Annotated in this window: 18 protein-coding genes and 1 pseudogene; 8 read left to right on the forward strand and 11 right to left on the reverse strand. The window is 54.0% G+C overall.

Annotation, left to right across the window (positions count from 1 at the left end):
• Window positions 1-116: 116 nt before the first annotated feature.
• Both MKZ35_RS08510 and pxpB read right to left on the reverse strand, forming a co-directional pair.
• On the reverse strand, window positions 117-1,136 hold the full coding sequence (locus MKZ35_RS08510; protein WP_482512798.1) for a 5-oxoprolinase subunit C family protein: 1,020 nt from the start codon (window positions 1,134-1,136) through the stop codon (window positions 117-119).
• Window positions 1,126-1,869, reverse strand: coding sequence for a 5-oxoprolinase subunit PxpB (gene pxpB / locus MKZ35_RS08515; RefSeq protein ID WP_482512799.1), 744 nt, complete (start codon window positions 1,867-1,869; stop codon window positions 1,126-1,128). Before pxpB ends, MKZ35_RS08510 begins: the two co-directional genes overlap by 11 nt.
• A gap of 243 nt (window positions 1,870-2,112) precedes the next feature.
• Here pxpB and MKZ35_RS08520 point away from each other — a divergent pair, with 243 nt between their 5' ends.
• Window positions 2,113-2,823 (forward strand): PA2169 family four-helix-bundle protein, encoded by a 711-nt coding sequence (locus MKZ35_RS08520; RefSeq protein WP_482512800.1) that lies wholly within the window; start codon window positions 2,113-2,115, stop codon window positions 2,821-2,823.
• Between the two features lie 252 nt (window positions 2,824-3,075).
• Complete coding sequence (locus MKZ35_RS08525; RefSeq protein WP_482512801.1) at window positions 3,076-5,607, forward strand: M1 family metallopeptidase; 2,532 nt, start codon at window positions 3,076-3,078, stop codon at window positions 5,605-5,607.
• A gap of 34 nt (window positions 5,608-5,641) precedes the next feature.
• Here the strand turns inward: MKZ35_RS08525 and MKZ35_RS08530 are convergent, their stop codons facing one another.
• Window positions 5,642-6,352, reverse strand: coding sequence for an arylesterase (locus MKZ35_RS08530; protein ID WP_482512802.1), 711 nt, complete (start codon window positions 6,350-6,352; stop codon window positions 5,642-5,644).
• A gap of 229 nt (window positions 6,353-6,581) precedes the next feature.
• Between MKZ35_RS08530 and MKZ35_RS08535 the strand changes: the two genes are divergently transcribed.
• The 4 genes and pseudogenes from MKZ35_RS08535 (at window position 6,582) to MKZ35_RS08550 (ending at window position 9,999) form a co-directional block, all read left to right on the forward strand.
• Entirely contained in the window at window positions 6,582-7,277 is a 696-nt protein-coding gene (locus MKZ35_RS08535; protein WP_482512803.1) for an ABC transporter ATP-binding protein, read from the forward strand.
• 179 nt (window positions 7,278-7,456) lie between these two features.
• Complete coding sequence (locus tag MKZ35_RS08540) at window positions 7,457-7,843, forward strand: hypothetical protein (protein WP_482512804.1); 387 nt, start codon at window positions 7,457-7,459, stop codon at window positions 7,841-7,843.
• A gap of 26 nt (window positions 7,844-7,869) precedes the next feature.
• Window positions 7,870-8,547, forward strand: a pseudogene (locus MKZ35_RS08545) (ABC transporter permease); the annotation flags it as partial.
• Window positions 8,524-9,999: an ABC transporter permease gene (locus tag MKZ35_RS08550; RefSeq protein WP_482512846.1), complete on the forward strand. Its 1,476-nt coding sequence runs from the start codon at window positions 8,524-8,526 to the stop codon at window positions 9,997-9,999. The pseudogene MKZ35_RS08545 and the gene MKZ35_RS08550, both read left to right, overlap by 24 nt.
• An 87-nt stretch (window positions 10,000-10,086) precedes the next feature.
• On the opposite strand, the gene MKZ35_RS08555 is transcribed toward MKZ35_RS08550, so the two are convergent.
• Complete coding sequence (locus MKZ35_RS08555; protein WP_482512805.1) at window positions 10,087-10,377, reverse strand: hypothetical protein; 291 nt, start codon at window positions 10,375-10,377, stop codon at window positions 10,087-10,089.
• Window positions 10,378-10,620: 243 nt separating this feature from the next.
• Window positions 10,621-10,818: a hypothetical protein gene (locus tag MKZ35_RS08560; RefSeq protein ID WP_482512806.1), complete on the reverse strand. Its 198-nt coding sequence runs from the start codon at window positions 10,816-10,818 to the stop codon at window positions 10,621-10,623.
• A gap of 54 nt (window positions 10,819-10,872) precedes the next feature.
• Between MKZ35_RS08560 and MKZ35_RS08565 the strand changes: the two genes are divergently transcribed.
• A complete protein-coding gene (locus MKZ35_RS08565; protein WP_482512807.1) occupies window positions 10,873-11,382 on the forward strand; it encodes a GNAT family N-acetyltransferase in 510 nt (169 codons plus the stop codon).
• 633 nt (window positions 11,383-12,015) lie between these two features.
• Here MKZ35_RS08565 and MKZ35_RS08570 read toward each other — a convergent pair.
• Window positions 12,016-12,219 carry a hypothetical protein gene (locus MKZ35_RS08570; RefSeq protein ID WP_482512808.1) on the reverse strand — a complete coding sequence of 68 codons (204 nt, stop codon included), beginning with the start codon at window positions 12,217-12,219 and terminating at the stop codon, window positions 12,016-12,018.
• A 110-nt stretch (window positions 12,220-12,329) separates the two neighbouring features.
• Here MKZ35_RS08570 and MKZ35_RS08575 point away from each other — a divergent pair, with 110 nt between their 5' ends.
• Complete coding sequence (locus tag MKZ35_RS08575; protein WP_482512809.1) at window positions 12,330-13,085, forward strand: hypothetical protein; 756 nt, start codon at window positions 12,330-12,332, stop codon at window positions 13,083-13,085.
• A 179-nt stretch (window positions 13,086-13,264) separates the two neighbouring features.
• Here the strand turns inward: MKZ35_RS08575 and MKZ35_RS08580 are convergent, their stop codons facing one another.
• The 5 genes from MKZ35_RS08580 to MKZ35_RS08600 are packed head-to-tail and all read right to left on the reverse strand — an operon-like array spanning window position 13,265 to window position 17,084.
• Complete coding sequence (locus MKZ35_RS08580; protein ID WP_482512810.1) at window positions 13,265-13,804, reverse strand: AAA family ATPase; 540 nt, start codon at window positions 13,802-13,804, stop codon at window positions 13,265-13,267.
• 17 nt (window positions 13,805-13,821) lie between these two features.
• The gene (locus MKZ35_RS08585; protein WP_482512811.1) at window positions 13,822-14,367 is read right to left on the reverse strand and encodes an ASCH domain-containing protein; all 546 of its coding nucleotides are present in this window, start codon (window positions 14,365-14,367) and stop codon (window positions 13,822-13,824) included.
• Window positions 14,364-15,590 (reverse strand): hypothetical protein, encoded by a 1,227-nt coding sequence (locus MKZ35_RS08590; protein WP_482512812.1) that lies wholly within the window; start codon window positions 15,588-15,590, stop codon window positions 14,364-14,366. The genes MKZ35_RS08585 and MKZ35_RS08590 overlap by 4 nt, the downstream gene beginning before the upstream one ends.
• An 18-nt stretch (window positions 15,591-15,608) precedes the next feature.
• Entirely contained in the window at window positions 15,609-16,619 is a 1,011-nt protein-coding gene (locus MKZ35_RS08595) for a hypothetical protein (RefSeq protein WP_482512813.1), read from the reverse strand.
• Between the two features lie 15 nt (window positions 16,620-16,634).
• Complete coding sequence (locus MKZ35_RS08600) at window positions 16,635-17,084, reverse strand: DUF4186 family protein (protein ID WP_482512814.1); 450 nt, start codon at window positions 17,082-17,084, stop codon at window positions 16,635-16,637.
• Window positions 17,085-17,095 lie beyond the last annotated feature (11 nt).

A 17,095-nucleotide genomic window follows, 5' to 3' on the forward strand; every position in this document is an offset into this window, starting at 1 on the left:
TTCTTTATGATTATGACTCTAAAACGTCATGCAGAGCGGTAGCGAAGCATCTTGCGCGCGGTCGTTGTGGTACTAACTACTAATAAAGAGGCGGTCATGCTGAGCGCCTCTTTTGGCTATTTACTTTGCATATTTTTGAGGGCTAAAGCCCGCCGAAACTGCTGTACGTTCAACTCTTGCTGGCAATACAAGCGCTGGGCTTCGGCCAGCGACACCTCCTGAAAGCGAATTTTGCCCCCCGGCGGCGCTTGCGCCAGCAGCGAAAAGTCTGCCGTGACTACTTGAGCGATGCGCGGATAGCCGCCCGTGGTTTGGTGGTCGGCCAGCAAGACAATCGGGTGGCCATCGGTGGGTACTTGTACGGTGCCGAAGGGTACGGCGCTGGAGAGCATTTCCTCGGGCTGCATCAGGGCCAGGGCCGCGCCGTCGCTACGTAGGCGGTAACCCATGCGGTTGGAGGCCAATGTTACAATGTACTCTTGATTCCAGAAATCCTGCTGACAAGTGGTTGAGAACAAGCTATACTCCGGCCCCGGCACGGCCCGGATGCTGGGGTTGGTCTGCGGCCCCTGATACAATTCGGGGCTGGGCGTCCAGGCGGCTTGCACCCACGCCTTACCAGGTGTAGCAGCCAGCTTTTCATACCAAAACTGCCGTACAGAACCTAGTGGTCCTGGGCAGGCTATTACGTCGCCGGTTTTTAAGGCCCGCCCCTGCCGACCGCCAATACCGGCTTGCAGGTACGTAGAGCGAGACCCTAGTACTAGCGGCACAGTTAAGCCTCCCGCCACCGCTATATAACTACGGCAGCCAGAGCCCTGGGGGGCAAATTGTAGCACGCTGCCCTGGCGCACGAAGATGGGCCGGTTCATTTTTACAGGCTGCCCGTTGATGGTGGGAGCCAGACTGGCGCCGGTAAGCGCAATGAGCTGATCTTCATCAAACCGGATTCTAGGGCCGAGCAGCGTGACTTCCAGGCCGGCCTCATCCTCCTGGTTGCCTACCAGTAAGTTGGCTACGCGCAGGGCCAGCGCATCCATGGCCCCGCTCACGATAATTCCCTCTTTCTGGTAGCCGATTCTACCTAAATCCTGAATGGTGGTCAGGAGGCCGGGGCTGAGAATGCTAAGACTCATGCTTGTTCTGCTGCTCAAATTCCGCGGCCGTAATGGGCACGAAGCGCACCTGATTGCCCGCCCGCAGCAAACTAGGATTCTCGTGGCGAGGGCGAAAAAGCCGCCTGGGTGTGCGCCCGATTAGCTGCCATCCGCCCGGCGTGGGGATAGAGTACACCCCGGTTTGCTGGCCGGCAATGCCCACCGAGCCGGCCGGCACCAGGGCTCGGGGCTGCGCCTTACGTGGAGTTGCTATTTGCTCGTGCATGCCCGCTAAATACGGAAATCCGGGGGCGAACCCGACCATTGCTACCACATACTCGGCCTGGGAGTGAAGCCGAATAACTTCTGCTTCCGACAACCCCGTGTGGCGAACCACTTCCTCCATATCTGGTCCCACTTTACCGCCGTAGCACACCGGTACTTCAACTAAGGCAGGGACGGCTTCCAGTTGAAGAGTTTGCGCTTGCGCCAGCATTTGCTGCACCGTTTCCGTCATGCGGGCGTAAGGGTCGAAGCGGCCTTCCTCACTCACCAGCCACGGGTTATAATAGAGCGTGAGCGTAGTGTAGGCCGGCACGTACTCCAGCAAGCCCGCCACGTTCAGCTGGTCGAGGTAGGCGCAGCAGGCCCGAATATGTTGCTGAGCCACGGTGTCGTAAAGGCGGCTGAATTGCAGCACGATACCCGAGTCGCCCAAAGGATAAATTTGGGGCTGTGGCCTTTGAATTTGCCCCCCACGCCGGTTTTGCATCTGCTAAATTGAGTGGTTTAGGTTCTTTTCCTGGCAATTTCAAAATTTCGTCTGGCTTGTCGCATAGTAGTCTTTACTGGCTGGCAAGCGTCTATTGGAGTTTTAAAACCCAGGAATTGCTGATGAAAATCGACAAAAATAGTGGGCTCGTTGTCAAAGCAACTCGCTAATTAAGCAAGCTCAACTTAACCAGTTTTCCCAAACTGACGTAAGCCCTGTCATTACTATATCACTAATTGCATCATGGACCAATCACAGCAATCATCTCAGCAAAATAACAAGTCAAAGCAGTCGCAAGGCTCCGACCAGCTGCTCGACCAGGCCAAGAACTGGCTTAATCAAGGTAGCGTACCCGATTTGCTCGGCCAGCTGCCCAAGTCGGTAAAGGATTTGGGTACTAAAGCTACCACCAGCTACAACAAGCTCAGCACCACTCAGAAAGTAGTGGGCGGGGCTGCTCTAGCTCTGGGTGTAGGCCTTCTGCTAACCAAAGGCAAAGGTAAAAGCAAGAGCACCGACAAAAAAGCCGACACCCTACACGAACTGCTGCTTTTCGTCAATGACCGGATCGAGGGCTACAAAAAGGCCGTAGAGGAAAGCCAGGACACGGAGCTTACTGGCTACTACAAGCAGCTAGTTAGTCAGAGCCAGCGCTTTGCGAGCGAGCTAAACAACCACCTGCGTCTGCTGGGCGGTGAGCGCGAAGAAGGCACCACAATTAAAGGCAAGATCTATCGTCGCTTCATGGAAGCGTCGGCTGCCGTAACCGGCCACAGCGAAAAAACGATTTTGGCTACCAACATTCATGGTGAAATGTGGGCGTTGAAAGCCTACAAAGAAGCCCTCAGCGACCGTACTCTGACTGGTACTTTACGCCAGGAAGTAGAGCGTCAGCACACGCAGTCGCAGCAAACGTACGACAAGCTGAAGCGACTGGTTGAAAAGCAAAGCTAGGCGCAAGCAAGTATAATTTAAGGTCCTATTGGAATGGCACGCGTTGTCATTCCAATAGGACCTTTTGTTTTGTCAACCACCAGCTAAGTGGGCGATGGATGAACGAAGTATTTTGGTCATTGATCCGCGATTTAGTTTGATCTTGTGGCTTCCTTCTGCTGCTTTCCTTTTATGAAAAACAGGTTCAGTAAGTACATCCGGTTCGGTTTATTTCCCTTCATTGTGGCCGTGCTGGTTTGTTGCAGCCAAGCTATGGAAACAAAAGATATAGCCGTAGAAAAAGGCGTTTCGCAACAACTCGCTGCCTACCGCAGCCAAGTAGTGTCGGAGTTGGCGTACACGCTGCACTTTATTATTCCGGCGACTAAGGAACAACCTATTCTAGCTACCGAATCCGTGTCTTTTGTTCTGAGTGAAAATAAAAGCCCCCTACAACTCGATTTTAAGGAAAATACCGACCAACTGAAGCGTCTTGTTGTCAATAAAAAGCCGGTTGCCATTGACCACCGCAATGAGCACATCATCATCCCAACGGCGAATTTAAAAAGCGGTAAAAACCAGGTTGAGATTGAGTTTATCGCTGGTAATTTATCGCTTAATAGGAGTGACGATTTCCTCTATACGCTGCTCGTGCCTGACCGCGCCCGCACAGTATTTCCGGTTTTCGATCAGCCTAGCTTGAAGGCTAATTTTCAACTCACACTGACCTTACCAAAATGGTGGCAGGCTATGGCCAATGGGCCGCTGCAGGATTCGACAATAACCGCGACAAATAAGACGTATCGTTTCGCGCCCTCCGATACGATAAGCACCTATTTATTTTCGTTTGCGGCCGGCGATTTCAAGCGAATTTCGCGCAAAGAAAAAGGGTATGCCATGCAGTTTCTGCACCGCGAAACCGACCCCAGCAAACTGCGCCAAAGTTTGGACCCGATATTCCAGATTCATGGCGATGCATTGGCTTTTATGCAGACTTATACGGGCATCCCCTACCCGTTCCAAAAGTTTGATTTCGTGGCCATTCCCGATTTTCAATATGGCGGTATGGAGCACGTAGGAGCTATTGATTATAAGGCGTCTACTTTGTTTCTGGATGAAGGCGCTACCCAAGATCAGAAATTAGCCCGTTCCAGCCTTATTGCCCACGAAACCGCTCATATGTGGTTTGGCGACTTGGTGACCATGCAGTGGTTTAACGACGTGTGGATGAAGGAGGTATTTGCCAACTTCATGGCCGATAAAATCACCCAAATAGCCGTCAAAAATTCCAACTACGACCTCAAATTCGTGCTGGATCATTTTCCCGCCGCGTACGGCATCGACCGCACCGAAGGCGCAAACCCGATTCGTCAGCCGCTGGAGAATTTACAGGATGCGGGCTCACTTTATGGCAACATTATTTACCACAAAGCGCCCATTATGATGCGGCAACTGGAGCGCCTGATGGGCCCTGAACAATTTCAGCAAGGCTTGCAGGAATATTTGCGCAAATATGCTTTCAGCAACGCCACCTGGCCCGACCTAATCAGCTTACTTGATGCTCGTACGCCAGCCGATTTGCAGGCATGGAATCAGGTGTGGGTAAATGAACCAGGCCGCCCCGTATTTGAGTATGATTTGCAGACGCTGGGGGGCAAAATATCGAAGCTAACCCTGACGCAAAATGCAGAAGACAAGTCGGACCGTATCTGGCCGCAGCTATTTGAAATAACGCTGGTATACCCAACTACTACAAAGGAGTTTACAGTGACGATGGACCAGCGCGAAGTGGCGCTAAAAGCCGTGGAAGGTGAACCAGCGCCCACGTATATTCTTTTCAATTCGACAGGCTTGGGCTACGGCCTGTTTCCGGTGGATAAGAAAATGCCCCCCAATGTGTTTGCACTCAAGAATCCGGTGGCGCGGGCAGCGGCTTGCGTGAACTTGTACGAGAATATGCTCGATGGCCGCGTAGTAACGCCGTTGGAGCTATTAGCGCTAAATCGGCAGGGTCTTACTCAGGAAAAAGAGGAGCTGAATTTAAAGCTGCTGACTAGTCAGCTAAGCGATATTTTTTGGAAATTTTTGCCCCCCGCAAAACGTCCTGAACTGGCTCCTGCCCTGGAAAATGAGATCTGGCAGGCCATGCAGCAGAACCCAAATAGCAATGCTAAAAAGCAACTATTTAAAGCGTACCAATCGGTAGCACTAACCCCAGCGGCACAAGCGAAATTACACGAGGTTTGGGCAACAGAAAAAGCCCCGGCTGGGGTCAAGTTAACGGAAGATGACTATACCGCTTTGGCATTAGCGCTAGCGGTCCGCGACTATGCCGCCGCCGGCGAAATTTTGCAGAAGCAACTGGTCAGAATTAAGAACGACGACCGCAAAAAGCGCATGGAATTTATGATGCCGGCGCTGTCGTCTAACGTAAAAACCAGAGACGCATTTTTTGCTTCTTTAAAGGAAGAAAAGAACCGTAGCAAAGAAGCTTGGGTAGTAGCAGCGCTGGCCTGTTTGCACCATCCGCTACGCGCCGAATCATCCGAAAAATACTTGCCAGAAAGTTTGAATCTGTTGGCCGAAATTCAGCAGACGGGTGATATTTTCTTTCCTTATTCTTGGCTACAGGCCACATTCGGCGCTTATCAAACCCCAACGGCGGCCCGCACGGTTCGCGCATTCATAACGGAGCACCCAAAGTATAATCCGAAACTACGGGCTAAGATTCTACAGGCCAGCGACGACTTATTTAGAGCCGAAAAATTGGTGCAGGCTCAAGCCGTTTCCGGCAATGAATCTTAGCGTGCTGCTGAATTTGTTTAACACCTAATTCTGGTTAGCCCGCTGCCGCCTCAGCTGCCACAGGCTGCCGTAGCAGTGGCTGCAGAATATCCCATACGGTGCGAGCAATAAGGCGGTGGCCAGCGGGCGTAGGATGAATGCCGTCGGGCTGGTTGAGCTTAGCTACTCCGCCCACGCCTTCGAGTAGGAAAGGAATGAGCACCAGCTTGTTCTCGCGGGCCAGATCGATGTAGGTTTGCTTGAACTGGGTGGCGTAGTCTGCGCCTAAGTTGGGCGGAATCTGCATGCCCGCCAGCACGATTTGAGCTTGGGGACTAATGCGACGCACGGTGTCAATAATGGCTTGCAGGTTGCGGCGCGTGTCGGCGATAGGCAGGCCGCGCAGGCCATCATTGCCCCCCAGCTCCAATACAAACACATCGACGGGCTGGCGCAATACCCAACCCACGCGGCTGCGTCCGCCGGCCGTTGTTTCGCCACTCAGACCGGCATTCACTATGGTATAGCCTAGGCCCGCCGAGTCAATTTTCTGACCGACAAGCGCTGGAAAGGCTTCTTCCGGCTCTACGCCCAGGCCTGCCGTTAGGCTATTACCAAAGAAAAGAATGGTTTGGGACTGCGATGTAGAAGCCTTTGTATCGGGGGTGGGCGGGCGGACGGCGGACGTGGAAGTTTGCGAATCGGAGCCGCAACTGGCCAGCGTGAGCAGCAAGCAGCAACTAAATGCAGACAATAAGGTTTTCATGCGTGGGGGCCTTTTTGAAGTATATGCGTAACGACAGAAAGTATTATAAAGGTTAAACCGTCGTTTAGAATGTTAGATAGTAATGGAACGTCATGCAGAGCGGCAGCAAAGCATCTCGCTCGCGGTAGCTAGGATTAGTAACCTAGCATCAGCACGCGAGATGCTTCGCGTTGCTCTGCATGACCGCCTATTTTACTGTCCCTTTTAACAATCTATACGACCTTTCTTCGTGCTTAAAGTAGAAAATCTCACCAAATCATACGCCAGCGGTGGCCGCGACCTTACGGTGCTGGAAGCCGTTAGTTTTGAATTACAGGCTCAAGACACATTTGCTATTGTAGGTCCGTCGGGTAGCGGCAAGACCACTTTGCTGGGTTTGTGCGCCGGCCTCGACCGGGCCAGCGCGGGCAGCGTCTGGCTGAATGGCATTCAGCTGGACAACCTCAGCGAAGACCAGCGCGCCGCTGTGCGCAACGAGCATGTAGGCTTCATTTTCCAAAATTTCCAGCTGCTGCCTTCGCTCACCGCCCTCGAAAACGTGCTGGTGCCGTTGGAACTGCGCGGCGTGCGTGGTGGCACCAAAACCGCCCAGGAACTGCTGGAGCGCGTGGGCCTGGGCGGGCGTGGCCACCACTACCCCACCCAGCTTTCGGGCGGCGAGCAGCAACGCGTATCCCTGGCCCGCGCCTTCGCTAATCGTCCCAAAATCCTCTTTGCCGACGAGCCCACCGGCAACCTCGACGCCGATACCAGCGCCACGGTAGTAGAGCTGCTGTTTGAGCTAAACCGCGAAGCCGGCACCACGCTCGTGCTCGTCACCCACGACCTGGAGCTGGCCGCCCGCACCCAGCGCATCGTGCGCCTCAAAGGTGGAGCGGTGGTGTCGGATACGGTTAATCAGGAAAGCATACAGGTAGGATTGTAGGGAGTACACAAAGACCAATCCCTCAAGGTTGTCATGCAGAGCGCAGCGAAGCATCTCGCGTGCTGATGATGAAGTAGTAATCCCACTACCGCGAGCGAGATGCTTCGCTGCGCTCTGCATGACGGTCTACTATGAGAGCGTCTATTTCACTTTTAATGCTAATCTGAGCTTTTTATCTCATGTCTAATCTTCCCTGGCTCTGGCGCATGGCGTGGCGCGACAGCCGCCGCAGCCGCTCCCGCTTGCTGCTGTTTACCTCGGCTATCGTGCTGGGCATTGCGGCGCTGGTGGGCATCAACGGCTTCGGCGACAACCTGGCCCGCAGCATCGACGAGCAGGCGCGCGAGCTGGTGGGGGCCGATTTGGTGCTCTCCGCCAGTCAGCCCTTTGATTCCACGCTCCAAACTACCCTACGCCAACTCGGCCGTCGCCGCAGCGACGAAGTAGCGTTTGCGTCGCTGGTACAGTTTCCCAAGGGTCAGGGCGTGCGCCTGGCCCAGGTTCGGGCCCTCACGGGGGCTTTCCTTACTACGGCGAATGGCTCACGGAGCCAGCCGCTGCGGTAGCTGCGTTCCGCGAAGCTGGTGCCACTGGCCAGCGCGTGGCCTTGGTCGATGATGCGCTGCTGGCCCAATTTGCTGCGCGGCCCGGCGACTCTATCAAAGTGGGCGAGTTGATTTTCCGCATTGCGGGGCGGGTGCGCAAGACACCGGGCCAATCTGGATTTAGCGCCTCCGTGGCGCCCACGGTATTTATTCCCCGCGAATTGGTGGAGCAAACGGGTTTGTTACAGCGCGGCAGCCGGGTGCAGTACCGCACCTACTACCAGTTTGCGCCCGGCACTAATGTCGACCAGATTATCAAGCCCCTGGAAGCCCGCCTCGACCAGGCCAATATCGACAGCGACACCGTGGCCGAGCGCAAGCGCCAAACGGGCAGTTCCTTTACTAACGTCACCCGTTTTCTAAATCTGGTGGCCTTCGTGGCGCTGTTGCTGGGCTGCGTGGGCGTGGCCAGCGCCGTGAGTTTGTACGTGCGCGAGAAGGTGGCCGCCGTGGCCGTGCTGCGCTGCCTGGGCGCCAGCGGCTGGCAGGCCGTCTTGATTTATTTGCTCCAAACGGCGCTTATGGGTTTGCTGGGGGCCATTTTGGGAGCTGCCCTGGGTACAGGCGTGCAGTTGCTGCTTCCTAAAGTGGTGGAGGGTTTTCTGCCCGTCACGGTGAGCGTGGGCATTTCTTGGTCGGCGGTGGCAGAAGGTATTCTGACGGGCGTTTTCGTAGCCGTGTTGTTTGCCTTATTACCTCTGTTGAGCATTCGGCGGGTGTCGCCGCTGCGCACGTTGCGGGCTTCGCTGGAAGAAGACACTGCGGGCCCTGATCCGCTGCGGGGCCTGGTGTACGGGCTGATTATCCTGTTCATTACCGGCTTCGCCTACCTCCAAACCCGCGACTGGAAGCTGGCTTTGGGCTTCGCGGGGGGCTTATTGCTCACGTTCGGCGTGCTGGCAGGGTTGGGCGAAGGCCTGCGCCGGCTAGTCCGGCGGTACTTTCCTAGCTCCTGGAGCTATGTGTGGCGACAGGGCTTGGCTAACTTGTATCGGCCTAATAATCAGACATTGCTGCTAACCGTTTCTATTGGCTTGGGCGTATTTCTATTGGCCACGCTGTATTTGTTGCAAGGTCTGCTCCTGAGCCAGGTAGAAATATCGTCTACCAATGGCCAGCCGAACTTAGTGTTGTTTGATATCCAGTCGGCCCAGCGGGAAGGCGTCACCCAACTCGTAAAGCGTAATAAACTACCTGTGTTGCAGCAGGTTCCCGTCGTGACGATGCGCTTGTCCGCTATCAACGGGCGCTCGGCGACGGAACTGAAAAAAGACACGGCCAGCGGCGTTTCCAAAGGTGCTTTGGGCCGGGAATACCGCGTCACCTACCGCGATTCCCTCATCAGTTCCGAAACCCTGGCCGCTGGCAAGGCTCCTTTTCTCGGCTCCGACGGCATTCCGCGCGTGTCCTTTGATGATGGATTTACGGAGCGGTTAAAAATCAAAATTGGCGATACGCTAACCTTCAATGTGCAGGGTGCCCCGCTCATCACCATCGTAGGCGGCACCCGCACCGTCGATTGGAGCCGGGTGCAAACCAACTTTCTGGTGGTATTTCCTAAAGGCGTGCTGGAGCCGGCCCCGCAGTTTCACGTACTACTCACCCGCGTGCCCGACAATGCCACTCTGGCCACCGTGCAGCGTGAGCTAGTCGCCACTTACCCCAACGTATCGGCCATTGATCTGGGATTGATTCTGCAAACGCTGGACGAAATTCTCACTAAGATCTCCTTTGTCATCCGCTTTATGGCCTTATTTAGTATGGCCACGGGCCTGCTGGTGCTGGTGAGCTCGGTGGTAGTAAGCCGCTACCAACGGGTGCGCGAAAGTGTGCTGCTGCGCACTTTAGGTGCCAGCCGGGCCCAGATTCTGCGCATCACTCTGGTCGAATACTCGCTGCTGGGCCTGCTCGCGGCGGTAGCGGGGCTGGGGCTGGCGGTAATGGCGGCCTGGGCCTTGGGCGCGTTTGTATTTGAGGTGCCTTTCGCGCCCCAAATCGGTCCGTTGCTCTTGCTGGCTTTACTCACCACCGCTCTCACCGCGCTTATCGGTCTGCTCAATAGCCGCGACGTGCTGACGCGCCCGCCGCTGGAAGTGCTACGTGGCGAGGTAAGCTAAGGTGTTGCATAGCCCACTAAAAAAGCCCCCCAGAGGATACCTGGGGGGCTTTTTTAGTTGATTTCAGTAAGAGGCTTAGGCCAGCGCTTAGTTATATTGTTCGCCCGGCTCCCAACGCTCGTCGGTTTTATAGAAAGTAGAATTTAAGTGCTTATGCTTGGGTATGATTTCTCCCTCGCGGGTTAGAATGTCTCTGATCAGATCTTCCACCTTTTCCTGCGGAATGCCTTTCAGGGTAATATCTGCTTCGGGGCGCGTCATGATGATGGCTACGTCAATCAGGCCCGGTGTGGACTCTGTTTGGCGGAACGCAACGACCTGATCCAAGTTTATGGTGATGGGCAAATCTGCACCATTTTGTAAGGGTTTGAATAGCATGGTTGCGCTAGGTTAGGAGTGAGTAATGTCTATAAGGTAGCATCTTTCTTTGATCAACCATCACCCATGGAGCTAAACAGTTACCACGCCTGAATACCATTCGTTTTCAAAGGTTGGCACCGGCTCTCGACCTAAAGTAAGGCTGGAGCAATCTTAGCCGGACTCAAAGCGGCAGGCTAGCAGCACCAAAAAGCCAACAATTCTGGTCGCCAGCCTTTTCGTTGCTGCATACATTCGTCTCGGCTATTGCCTTATTTTAAGCAGAAGTTGGGTTTGTGTAGCTTTATTGGTCGTCAGACGCACCGCTCGCCGTGTTTCATCCGTGATAGGGCTTTGATTAGCAGCTAGGAACTCATTAATATCCAGATTGAATTTGAACGCAACAACATTATTGCTGCCCGGCGTGGAGCTGAAGAACTGCTTAAGAGCTATAACTTCCAAGGTTAATTGACAGAATCAGTCCTATAATTATCTATATATGCGTACCTTCTGGCTATGCAGAGCCAAGAACAGGCAGGAGCAGTGGAGATACAGTTGTTGGATTTTGAACCACGGTATCAAGCTGATTTCAAGCGCCTCAACACGGAATGGATTGAGCAGTATTTCCGCCTCGAAGATGCTGACTTTCGCGTACTTGACCACCCTGAGGAGTACGTTCTACAGCGTGGGGGGCATATTCTGCTGGCCGACTGTAGCGGGCAGATTGTAGGGACATGTGCCCTCTACAAGATGGATGAGTTTACTTATGAGCTGGGCAAGATGGCTGTGGCTCCCACGATGCAAGGTCGCGGCATCGGGCGGAAATTGGCGGAGGCAGCCATTGCCAAAGCCCGGGCCTTGGGGGCTCGACGTCTATATCTGGAAAGCAATACTAAGCTGGTACCTGCCCTGCACCTGTACCAGCAGCTGGGCTTTCGCCCCACTACCTCGGCTCCTCCTTCGCCCTATGAGCGCAGCGACATCCAACTCGAGCTGTTGCTTCAGTCCGAGCCGCCCCGGCCGTAAGGCTTGGTGAATGCCGGCATGGCTAGTGCAGTCTCCATGCCCGGCAAGCAGTATCGGCTTGAGGCTTATAGCCTTCAGAAAACGTCCATACGCTCGTCCGTGTACTTATAGCAGCTGCCTCGGGGTTAGCTTTTCTTAGCCGCCCGCCGTGTTATTCCCTGCTAGCGCGTTCAACTTCCTTGCCTGTGCCCTACACCAAGAATTTTTTCGGGATAGCATCAGCGAGCAGGCCTTTAGGCTTTGATATAGTGTAAGCCTCCTAATATCTCATGTCGGCCGTACCTTTTGATTGCCCACGACTTGCCAGACAAAGAAAAAGCCTCCCATTTCTGAGAGGCTTTTGGTGATCCGGCTGGGATTAATTCAACCAATATAAGCGATTAATTATCAGCCGTTCACGACCGTTTCATCAACGCAGTTCACCGCTGGGTTCACCAACAATTTGATTTGCTTTGGTGTGCTCCAATATGCGGGGGTTCTTCAAATTTGCTGGAATCCTCTTAGACCGCATTAAGCTAGTTTGGCTGCCCGGCAGAAACTGGGGAGTATTCGAACCCTACTCTCTGCCTATCGGAATTGATACTCTATATCCGACGTATGTCCGGGGTATGTGGGCTTCATTCCAGGGCGAAGTTAATTGATGAGGAACTGTTCGACGTCTTCGGGACGGAGCTTGGTGACCTGGCAGAAGTCGTGGATGGTAATGAGGTCGCCGCGGGCTTTGCCGAGGGCGCAACGGATACGGCTGAGAAGGGCGCGGGCATGACGCTCACTTTTGCCCGTGATGTTACTTACGTCTTTGGAATAAATGCAGATGCGGCGGGGGATGGCTGGCATAATGTGACAGGTTACGGAAAAGGTGACGGGTTACGGTATGCAGAGCCTGTGGGAGCTTGCAATCAGCGAAAATTACGGGGAAACTTCGGTAAACCATTCCCTCAATTATCATGGCCAGACAGGACAGTATCATCAAATTGAACGGTACCATCGACGGTATTTCGTTCTACAAATCGAAGGACGGGCACTTGGCCCGCAAGGCCGGCGGCGTGTCGGCTCAGCGCATTGCTTCGGACCCGGCGTTTGTGCGCACCCGCGAAAACGGCAGCGAGTTCGGGCGGGCCGGCTCGGCGGGCAAGGTGTTGCGCACGGCCCTGCGCGGTTTACTCCAGAAGACGGCGGACTCGCGGGTGTCGAGCCGGCTCACGGCCGAGATGGTGCGCGTCATCAAGGCTGATGAAACCAGCGACCGGGGCCTGCGCAACGTGCTCGACGGCGAAGTCGGAATGTTGCAGGGCTTCGAGTTCAACGCCACCGGACTGCTCACGGGCACGTTGTTCGCGCCTTACGACGTGACCATTGACCGGGCCGGCGGGGCTCACGAAGTAGTCTTGTCGGGCTTCGTTCCAGGCTCGGCGGTGGCCGCGCCGGGTGGGGCAACCCACTGCAAAATCATTGCGGCCGCGGCCAGCATTGATTTCGAAAGCAGCACCTGGGACGTGAAGCAGGCTGAAACGGCGTTTATGGTGCTCGGGCCGCAGGACCAAGCGGCTCAAACTCTGGCCCTGCTCCTGCCGGCGGCCAGCACCCACCCCATTATGGTGGTGCTGGGCATTGAGTTCGTGCAGCAGGTGAACGGCAAAATGTACGACCTGAAGAACGGGGCATACAATGCGCTGGCCATCGTGAGGGTACTTGGCATGTAAGCACAGCTTTGTACTCGCAAACGGCAATGAGCGGGTCGTCAAAAGGCGACCGGCCCATTTGTTTTTATGGACTCTGAAATGTTATGCTTAGAAGTGTCTAGGGAAATTTATCAATAACAGTCGGCTCACTGGTAACATGGCAATTGTCCGAGTTGTAAAGCAGTGCTATACTAATCAGGCTAAATAATGCGGCTTTTTATCCAAACAATAACTTGCTGGACTACGCTTTCTAAATTATCAGCTGAATTAAATACTATATCTGCCCGCTGCGGCAACGAGTTGATGACTTGTTGCTCGGTAGGATGGGCATCTATCGTTTTCAATTCCTGGGCCTCCGTTTCGCCTTGGCGGGAATAAACGCGGTCAACTCTAGTAGCGTCATCTAAGTCTAGATGCACATGAACCAACGTACGGGGAGATACTAGCTCTTGTAGCAGGTGTATCACTTGCTCATGTCTAACACCATCCACAACGAGAGATGCCAACGGCGTAGGGGCTTGCGCTAACACGTCCGCACAAAAAGCCCTCGCATCCGTGGTAAGTAGTTCCTCGCCGAGGTTCTGAAGAGTGAGTCGAGAATCATCAAGTCCTCGTGCCTTAGCTACACCACGCACATATTCGCCAAAGCCTACTCGCTGCCAACCTAAAGCGGTGGCAACCCCCGCCGATACCGAAGACTTCCCACTTCCGATTTTTCCCGAGAAAGCAACTACCAGCATCGCGCTAAAATTTATGGTTAAGCCAGCGCCAGCCAACCCCGCCGGTCGCTCTTGACAAATGAAATGGCCGGCGCAATTGGCCGCACGTGCCGCACTTTCATCAGGGTTGCGTAATTGGCCTTTTTCTTCTCCTGCCAAAAAGCAGGGCTGCTGATGCACAGTGCCTGCGCATATTGAGTCTGTAGAGAATCCCAAGTCTGCGGGTCGAGCGTGTGAAACCAAGCGTGGGTGATGCGGCAAATACCAACTATGGGTCCACCGGAGCGCTTGAGCAGCAAGATGTCACCGTCGCGTACTTGGCGGTAGGGGGCGGTTCGATTGACAGAAAAGCGCGACTCCAACGTCTTTTTGCCGTCCAGAATGAGTTGCAAATACGGCTCGATGAACACGCCAAGATGTATTGTTAACCCTGACTGCTGCACAGACCGTAATTGAGTCTGCCAATACGAATCACCTTCCAACGTCTGCTGCAGAGCCTCTACCAAAGCAGGCACACAAGCTCCTGCGTTGAGGGAGGAATAATAGATTTTTACGGGTGCTTCGGCTTCAGTAGGGTTGTTCATCGGGCGAGTTCTTGCAGCAAAGCTATCAACTCTGTGCGCTCGGCCTCATTGACCTCTCTGTTTTTATTCAAAAGCTCGGTTGTCAGGGTAAGCGAACCGTTGCGCTCCAATTTATCTAGGTAGCACTCCAGGACTGAAAGACGACTCACGGTGTACGCCTGGTTATCAGAACTCCACACGTCAATTTGACTGCGGAAAGGCGAGCGACGAGACACTTGAGTGAACACATTGCCGCTGGGGTCGGCTGGCTGGTAAGCGAATCTTTTTTCTTCTTGATTCAATTTAGACTTGACTTTGATTCGCTTGACACCAATCCTATACTCACGCCATTGCTGCTCCCCAATGGGTGTTACCATAGAGGCACCTGCCAAGCGTTGCTTATTTTTCTGAAACACCCACAAATCTCCTGCCCGCCAGTTTCCGCAGCATAGGTTCCGCGCTAACAGGGCTTGGTGCTCAAATGCAGGCGTTTCGTAGGCAAGAGCGGCGTTTTTTTGTTCAACTAGACCGAACCCCAACTGAGTAGCCATTTGCAGAATATCAGTCCGGTCGGCAACGGCACTGGGGCGCGTTAGACTTGGCAATACACTCAGATAAAGAAAGCCACCGACTTCCAGAAGCTCACTCGCGCGGTGCAGGAAAGCTTGATAATAATCCAGGTACCAAGGCGGGTCGGCAAAAGCAACGCGGTATTCGTCGTTTCCGTTGGCTAGCGGCTGACACAAGTCATATTCGGCTAGGCCCTGCTGATAGCCAGCTCGGCGTAAATCGCCAAGTAAGGACGCGCTTTTATTGAATAGCGTAACCGTCGCGCCGCTGTCGTATAGTGGTGGGAAGAGCGTTTTGGTGCCTAGTAATGCAATGGCTGCCCCTTTTGCCGCACCGGTAATCATTGTAGTCAGCAACGGAATGCTGGCAGGAGCGAATCGCCAATCATAATCGGCGGGGTGTGGGTCGGCGAAAATGGAAGGAGGCTCCTGAGTCGGGGCACTCATTTCTACGTCCGTGCCTTTGTAGTGGGCCCACTGGTCTTGGCAATATGGCAACCCAAGCTTTTCAAGCGTGGCCACAACATCGACCGGGTAAGCGCCCTGAGCACCAGCAATAAATTGATAAAGCGAACAAGAAGCCTTGGACTGACCAGCTTCGCGGTGAATTGCACGCAAGCATTGCTCCAGCTGCTTGATATAAGCCTTTTCCGCATTGAATAATTGGATGTGCATCGGATTTCAAGCTAGAAATTAGGCGTGCAGCGAATGTTCTACTATTCGCTTCTTCCTGATTTCGGATGAAAACCGAGCCTCCAACTCTGTGTTCCAGGCGGCTGCAGCTTCTTGTTGAATCAGCAGCGAGCGGTGATGGTCTTCGCTCATGCGAACGAGCGTAGGAGTAAAAGTGATGATTGGCAGTGGAACGGTGCGCAAGGGGAAGTTCGGGTGTACTTCATCTTGTAATCGACTCATGAAGTCAGCGACTTTACGGGGCACATGCTGGTCGTTATTGGAAGTCAGGGTAACGTAGCCATACATATCCAATCCTGTTTCCACGAGGCGGCGCATTACCTGGAACTGCTTAGCAAAGTGCGCAGGATTAGCGCGCGTGTTAAAAGCGAATGAATCGGCATCGAAGCCTTTAAAACAGCCGACCCGGCCATACGTGGGGTAAGAAGCTACCTGGCGCAACTCATCCGCACTCAGGGCATCCCACAAGTAGTCATTGCTCAAGTTGTCGTCGGACCACAGGTACACTTTGTGCTCCAGTCCGCGCCTGCGTAAGGCATCCATCACCCACAGCAACCACTCTGGCACCAAGTCGGGCTGCCCACCCGAGAGGTCGATGATGGGACATTGGGTTTCCTCAGCCAGATAAAAATCCAGCAACTCGTCGGCCGATAGAAAAACGGAATGCCTGGGGTTGCCGTCGAGCAATGCGTAATCCACGAAACAGTACCAGCAACGCCAACTACAGACCGCATTCTGAAATACCTGGGCCTGCATCATTTCTTGTGCGGGCAGGCCCAAAGCATGACTCGCGGGGTCGATAGGCAATGGGTTAACGGCGAAACCAGCTCCGGGAACTGACCGGCGAAAGTGATGAATTCGACCGAAACCTTGGCAGTTGTGCGACAAGGTAATATCCTGGCTCTGCTTGCTGTCGGCGAGTTGTGTGATGAGCACCTTTTGCGCTGATTTATCCAGGCCCTTGGTGCGGTAGTGGGCCGAACGTTCTTCGGTGTCGATATGGATAGCCATAAGCAGTTGATAGAATCAGGAATTAAGGGATAAAGCCAATTGAGCGCCTTCGTCGGGCAAGTTGGGCAAGCGGGTTTCGATGTATTTGATGATGAGCTGTTGCAGGTACACCTCTTCGCCTGGTTCTAAATCTCGGTCGTAGGGAATGCCATGCCAATATTTGATGCACTTGCGGCAACAGGTACCCGTGGCGTGTTGGGCAAAATAGATGATATTGTACGTAGTGGTGGGCGTTTGCGTGCCGTCGCGAAACCGGGTGGTTCCGGCTTCACCTACCGAAGATTTTATTCGCTTGGCAGCTTCTTTTTTGAGCTTGTTCTTTCCTTTAATCAGTAAGCGCTGCTTAAATTTTGGCCCAATCGGCACTTTCCAGAAATGCTGCCTGATGTATTCTTTTCGCATTTCGGCAAACAGCGCATCGACTTGGGTAATATCCCGCTTGTGCGCTTGTTGCCAATCAACCATTTCCTCCTTGC

This window comes from Hymenobacter sp. R533113, assembly GCF_056835965.1.